Below are 5,644 nucleotides of genomic sequence, written 5' to 3'. Positions count from 1 at the left end.
CCTATCGGGGGGGGGGGGGGGGGGCGGGCTCTCGGGGGCCGGGCGCGCCGCCGCCCGCCCCGCGGGCGGGAGGCGGTTACTCCTGCTTCTCGCCGGAGGCGAAGCGGGAGATGACCAGGGCGACGATGATGATGGCGCCGTTGAGGAACTGGTTCCACAGCGGAGGCACGCCCGCCAGCGTCATGACGTTCACGACCAGCTGCAGGGTGAGGACGCCGGTCAGGGCGCCGAAGACGGAGCCCTTGCCGCCGTTGAGGCTGACACCGCCGATGACGGTCGCGGCGAAGACCTGGAAGATCCAGCCGCTGCCCTGGGTGGCGGAGATGGACCCGTAGTGGCCGCTGTAGAGGATGCCGGCGAACGCGGCGAGGACGCTGCCGAGGATGAGGACGATCCACACGACGCGGTCGACGCGGATGCCCGCGGTGCGGGCCGCCTCCGCGTTGCCGCCGATCGCGTACAGCGCACGGCCGTGACGCAGCCAGGCCAGTGCGCTTCCCCCGAGGGCGAACAGCAGCGCGCACACCCAGATCGCGGCGGGCATGCCCAGCCAGGACGCCTTGCCCAGGTAGGTGAAGGACGAGGGCAGCTCGACGATGGACTGGCCCTCGGAGAGGGCGACCTGCAGACCGCGCAGCATGGTCAGGGCGCCGAGTGTGACGATGAAGCCGTTGAGGCGCAGCTTGAGGATGAGGAAGCCGTTGACGGCTCCGATCAGCGCGCCGACCAGCAGGCAGAGCGGGACGGCCGTCCACTCGGGGAGCAGGCCGAGCCCGTTGAACCGGCCGCCGCTGGAAGGCAGTACGAGCCAGACGGCGATGACGGGAGCCACGCCGATGGTGGACTCCAGCGACAGGTCCATCCGTCCGGCGATCAGGATGAACGTCGTGGCGAGCACCAGCAGGCTCAGCTCGGTGGACTGCTGGGCCACACCGATCAGGTTGTCCGCGGTGAGGAAGGCCGGCGAGACGATGAACCCGATCAGCATCAGCACGAGGATGGCCGGGACCAGGGACAGTTCACGGAAGCGGCCGAGGTCGACCCGGCGGCGGACGGCGTCGCCGCCGGCCGGCGCGGTCTTGCTCGCGGTGGGCTCGGTGAGATCTGTGGTGGCGGACATGACTACCTTCCGTGCTCGTCTGCGCCGGATGAGGCGGACAGGGGTGACGCGATGGCGTGGGCGGCGTCGCCGGAGACGCCCTCGATGGCGGCGACGACGTCCTCGTCCCTCCAGCCGCGGTCGAACTCGGCGACGACGCGCCCGTGGAACATGACGAGGACCCGGTCGCAGGCCTTGAGGTCGTCCAGTTCGTCGGAGACGATCAGAGCGGCCTTGTCGTCGTCCGCGACCTGTCGGATCCTGGCGAGCAGGAACTCCTTGGACTTCACGTCCACGCCGTTGGTGGGCCGGATGGCCACCAGCACGTCGGGGACGGTGGCCAGGGCGCGCGCGACGACGACCTTCTGCTGGTTGCCGCCGGAGAGGGCGGAGACCGGGGTGGCGGCTCCGGGGGTCTTGATGTCGAGGTCGCGGATCATGTCCCGGGCGAACGCCCTGGTCCGGGCGGGCAGCACGGTGCCGAACGGGCCGAGCTGGTCGGTGACGGTCAGGGTCGCGTTCTCCGCCACGCTGCGGTTGCCGACCAGGCCTTGGAGATGGCGGTCCTCGGGGACGAACCCGACCCCGGCGGCGAGCGCGGACGGCACGCTGCCGGTGCGGACGCTCCTGCCGCGGACCGAGATCCGGCCCGTCCTGGCCCGGTGCAGCCCGGCTATCGCCTCGCCGACCTGGACGTTGCCGCTGGCGGTCGCCCCGGCGAGCCCGACGACCTCGCCGGAGCGGACCGTCAGGGAGACGTCCTCGCAGGCGCCGGGCAGCGTCAGCGCGTCCAGCGTCAGCAGTTCCGCGGCGTCCGTGCGGGCGGCCCGGGGCTGCCCGGCGGCGCCGACCACGCCGGCCGACTCGCCGGTCATGGCCTCCACCAGGGCCTGGTGCCCGAGCTCCGCGACGGGCGCGGTGAGGATGTGGGCGGCGTCGCGGTAGACGGTGACCGTGCTGCAGAGGTCGTACACCTCCTGCAGGTGGTGCGAGATGAAGAGGAACGCGACGCCCTGCCGCTGGAGGTCCCGGAGCTTGTCGAACAGCCGCTCGATGCCGCGGGCGTCGAGCTTGGCCGTCGGCTCGTCGAGGATGATGAAGCGCGCGCCGAAGGACAGGGCCCGGGCGATCTCGACGAACTGCCGCTGCTCGACGGTGAGGTCCCTGGCCCGCGCGGCGGGGTCGACGGCCACGCCGTACTCGCCGAGCAGCTCCTCGGCACGCCGGCGCAGCTGCTTCCAGCGGATGGGCCGGACCGCGCCGGCGCTCTGCCGGTTCAGGAAGAGGTTCTCCGCGACGGTCAGCTCACCGATGATGGTGGAGCGCTGGTAGACGCAGGCGACGCGGGAGCGCCAGGCGTCGATGTCGCCGACGGCGGGGGCGGGCTCGCCGGCGAAGCGCAGGCTTCCCGTGTCGGGCTGCTGGAGGCCGGTGAGGATGGACACGAGTGTCGACTTGCCGGCGCCGTTGCGTCCGACCAGGGCGTGCGATTCGCCGGGGGCGACGGCGATACGGGCGTCGCGCAGCGCCACGGTCGCGCCGAATCGTTTGCTGATGCCGGTCGCCTCGGCCACCGGGGCCATGGTGCCGGGGCCGGCCGCAGGGGCGGTCGCGGTGTCCGCCATGGTGGATACCGTCCTTCGTTCACGGGGGCTGGGGCTGGGGCCGGGGGCGGGTGGGCGCCCGGCCGGCGGGGGTCGGCGTCGGGCGTGGTCCGTCCCCCGGCGCGGCGTGCTGGGAGTGCCGGCCGTCAGCCGACGTTGTTGCCCCACAGGGTCTTGTCGTCCACGTTGTCCTTGGTGACCAGCGGCGCCGGCAGCTGGTCCTCGAGACCGTTGGGGATCTTGATGATCGTGGAGCCGTGGTCGGTGGCGCCCGGCTTGAACGTCTTGCCCTCGGCGGCGGCCTCGGCGTAGTACAGGGCGTACTTGGCGTAGAGGTCGGCGGGCTGGGAGACGGTGGCGTCGATCTGACCCTTGCGGATCGCGTCGAACTCCTGCGGGATGCCGTCGTTGGAGACGATGGAGATGTGGCCCTTCTGGCCCGCGGGCTTGAGCAGGCCCTTCTGCTCCAGCAGGGCCAGGGTCGGCTGCAGGAAGACACCGCCGGCCTGCATGTACACGCCGTTCAGGTCGGGGTGCTGGGCGAGCAGGCTCTGCAGCTTGGCGGAGGCCACGTCGCCCTTCCAGTCGGTGGGCAGCTCGAACACCTTGATCTTCGGGAACTTCGTCTTCATGCACTCCGCGAACGCCTCGGAGCGGTCGCGCCCGTTGATCGAGTCCAGAGCCCCCTGGAGTTCGGCGACCTTGCCCGTGCCGCCCAGCTGCTTGCCGAGGAACTCGCAGGCCTTGGTGCCGTACGCACGGTTGTCCGCGCGGACGACCATGTAGACGTCGCCCTTGTCGGGTCTGGTGTCCACGCTGACCACCGGGATCTTCTTCGACGCGAGGGTGTCGAGGGTCGACGCGATGGCGCCGGTGTCCTGGGGGGCCATCACGACGGCCTTGGCTCCGGTGTTCTGGAACACCTGCACGTTGGCGACGAGCTTGGTCACGTCGTTCTGCGAGTTGCTCAGGGGCAGGGCGTTGACGCCGTCCGTCTTGATGTCGCCCTTGAGGTACTGCGCGTAGGAGTTCCAGAAGTCGGAGTCGGAGCGCGGCAGGTCGATGCCGAGCGCGGGCTTGTCGCCGCCCGCGGACGTCGAGCCGGTGCTCTCGCGGTTGCACGCGGTGGCGAGGGCCGCGACCGCGACGACGGCGGTGACGGCTGCGGCGGTGGAACGGAGGTGAGCGAGCTTCATGGCCGTGTTCTCTCCTAAGCCAGGGGCGCGGGGCCGCAGGGCGACGGTGGGAGGGGAGGCGTACCCGCCTGTCGACAGGGGGCGGAGGCGCCGGCCGGGCACGCGCCGATCCTGGTGTCGGATGCGGGGATCGTGCCCGAGGAGAAGGGGAATGAGGGTCAGCCGGTGACCGGGACGGTGGCAGCGGGGCGGCCACACGGGTGCGGCCCGAACGGCGCACCGGACGATGCGAACCATTCCTCCGATGTATCTCGGACGACCAGGACGTTACGACGACGTTGCCGAGATTGACAAGAGTCCGCGGCCGACGATTTGCGGCACATCGTGCCGCGGGTCGCCCGGAGGCTGCTCCGGCTCCCGCTATCGCCGCTTCTCATGCCGTTCGACCTGGGATTTCAAGGTCGTACAGGCATCGGGCGACGGGTCGGCGCGGGCTCACGATTCGGCAACGACGCCGCCGGACCGGGCAGGAGCGGGCGTGGAGACGGCCGCCCGGGTCCGCGCCCCTCTTCGGGGCAATCCGTGGCATGTGCGCTCATCCCGTCCTCATCGAGGCGGATCACCGGGCACGCGGCACGGGATTCATCGGATGGTGGCTCCTGTGGCGCCCCTCACGTCTGGGCATGGCCATGGCGGAGAGGGTCCCGAAGGCACTGGGCCGACACGCGTCCGGAAATTCATCCGAGGAATCCATTGTCAGCTGCGGATTCCGCATCTATGGTCACTCTGCCGCCATACATCCGATGACTCAGTACGCGGACGAGCGAGGACCGCGGAACGGTCCCAGCCCGGACCCGACCGGCCCCGCTCGACGGCCGGCCGCCCCCCCCCCAAGACGGAACCCGCACGGCGGAAAGCCGCATGGCAGAGGAGTTGCCCCAGTGAAACTGCTTCGAGTCGGCGCCCCCGGACAGGAGCGCCCCGCCGTCCGCACCGACGACGGGCGGCTGCTCGACCTGTCGTCCGTGACGCCGGACGTCGACGGCGTCTTCCTGGCCTCGGGCGGAGTCGACCGTGCCCGGACGGCTGTGGCGGCGGGCGAACTGCCCGAGCTGGACCCGGCCGGCCTGCGCGTCGGCGCCCCCGTCACCCGCCCCGGCAAGATCGTCTGCGTCGGTCTGAACTACCGCGACCACGCCGCCGAGACCGGCGCGGCGATCCCCCAGCGCCCGGTGGTCTTCATGAAGGACCCGGGCACGGTCGTCGGCCCGTACGACGAGGTGCTGATCCCCCGGGGCTCGGTGAAGACCGACTGGGAGGTCGAGCTCGCGGTCGTCATCGGGAAGCGGGCCCGCTACCTCGACGGCCCCGACGCCGCGCGGGCCGTGATCGCGGGATACACGATCAGCCACGACGTCTCCGAGCGCGAGTTCCAGCTCGAGTACTCCTCCCAGTGGGACCTCGGCAAGTCCTGCGAGACCTTCAACCCGCTCGGCCCCTGGCTGGTCACCGCCGACGAGGTCGGCGACCCCCAGAACCTCGCCCTGAACCTGAGTGTGAACGGCGTGAAACGGCAGCAGGGTCACACCGGCGACATGATCTTCACGGTCGACTGCCTCGTGTCCTATCTGAGCCGGTACATGGTCCTGGAACCCGGCGACGTGATCAACACCGGTACGCCCGCCGGCGTGGCCCTCGGCCTCCCCGGCGCCCCCTACCTCCGCCCCGGCGACACTGTCGAGCTCTCCGTCGACGGCCTCGGCGCCCAGCGCCAGACCTTCGCCCAAGCGTGAAAGGCACGACCT

General features: G+C 71.2%; 4 protein-coding genes. 1 reads left to right on the top strand and 3 read right to left on the bottom strand.

Annotated elements, in window-relative coordinates; translation table 11 throughout:
- Positions 1 to 76 precede the first annotated feature (76 nt).
- From ABT300_RS40630 to ABT300_RS40620, 3 genes are all read right to left on the bottom strand, one after another.
- Entirely contained in the window at positions 77 to 1,120 is a 1,044-nt protein-coding gene (locus tag ABT300_RS40630) for an ABC transporter permease (protein ID WP_351687204.1), read from the bottom strand.
- A 2-nt stretch (positions 1,121 to 1,122) separates the two neighbouring features.
- Positions 1,123 to 2,724: a sugar ABC transporter ATP-binding protein gene (locus ABT300_RS40625; protein WP_351687202.1), complete on the bottom strand. Its 1,602-nt coding sequence runs from the start codon at positions 2,722 to 2,724 to the stop codon at positions 1,123 to 1,125.
- Between the two features lie 125 nt (positions 2,725 to 2,849).
- A complete protein-coding gene (locus tag ABT300_RS40620; protein WP_351687199.1) occupies positions 2,850 to 3,899 on the bottom strand; it encodes a sugar ABC transporter substrate-binding protein in 1,050 nt (349 codons plus the stop codon).
- Between the two features lie 881 nt (positions 3,900 to 4,780).
- Between ABT300_RS40620 and ABT300_RS40615 the strand changes: the two genes are divergently transcribed.
- Entirely contained in the window at positions 4,781 to 5,632 is an 852-nt protein-coding gene (locus ABT300_RS40615; RefSeq protein WP_351687196.1) for a fumarylacetoacetate hydrolase family protein, read from the top strand.
- The last annotated feature ends 12 nt before the right edge of the window (positions 5,633 to 5,644 follow it).

The organism is Streptomyces sp. NPDC001027 (assembly GCF_040299045.1).
Lineage (GTDB): Bacteria > Actinomycetota > Actinomycetes > Streptomycetales > Streptomycetaceae > Streptomyces.
Note: the sequence above shows the minus strand (reverse complement) of the source record. Positions and strands in the feature narration are given on the sequence as shown.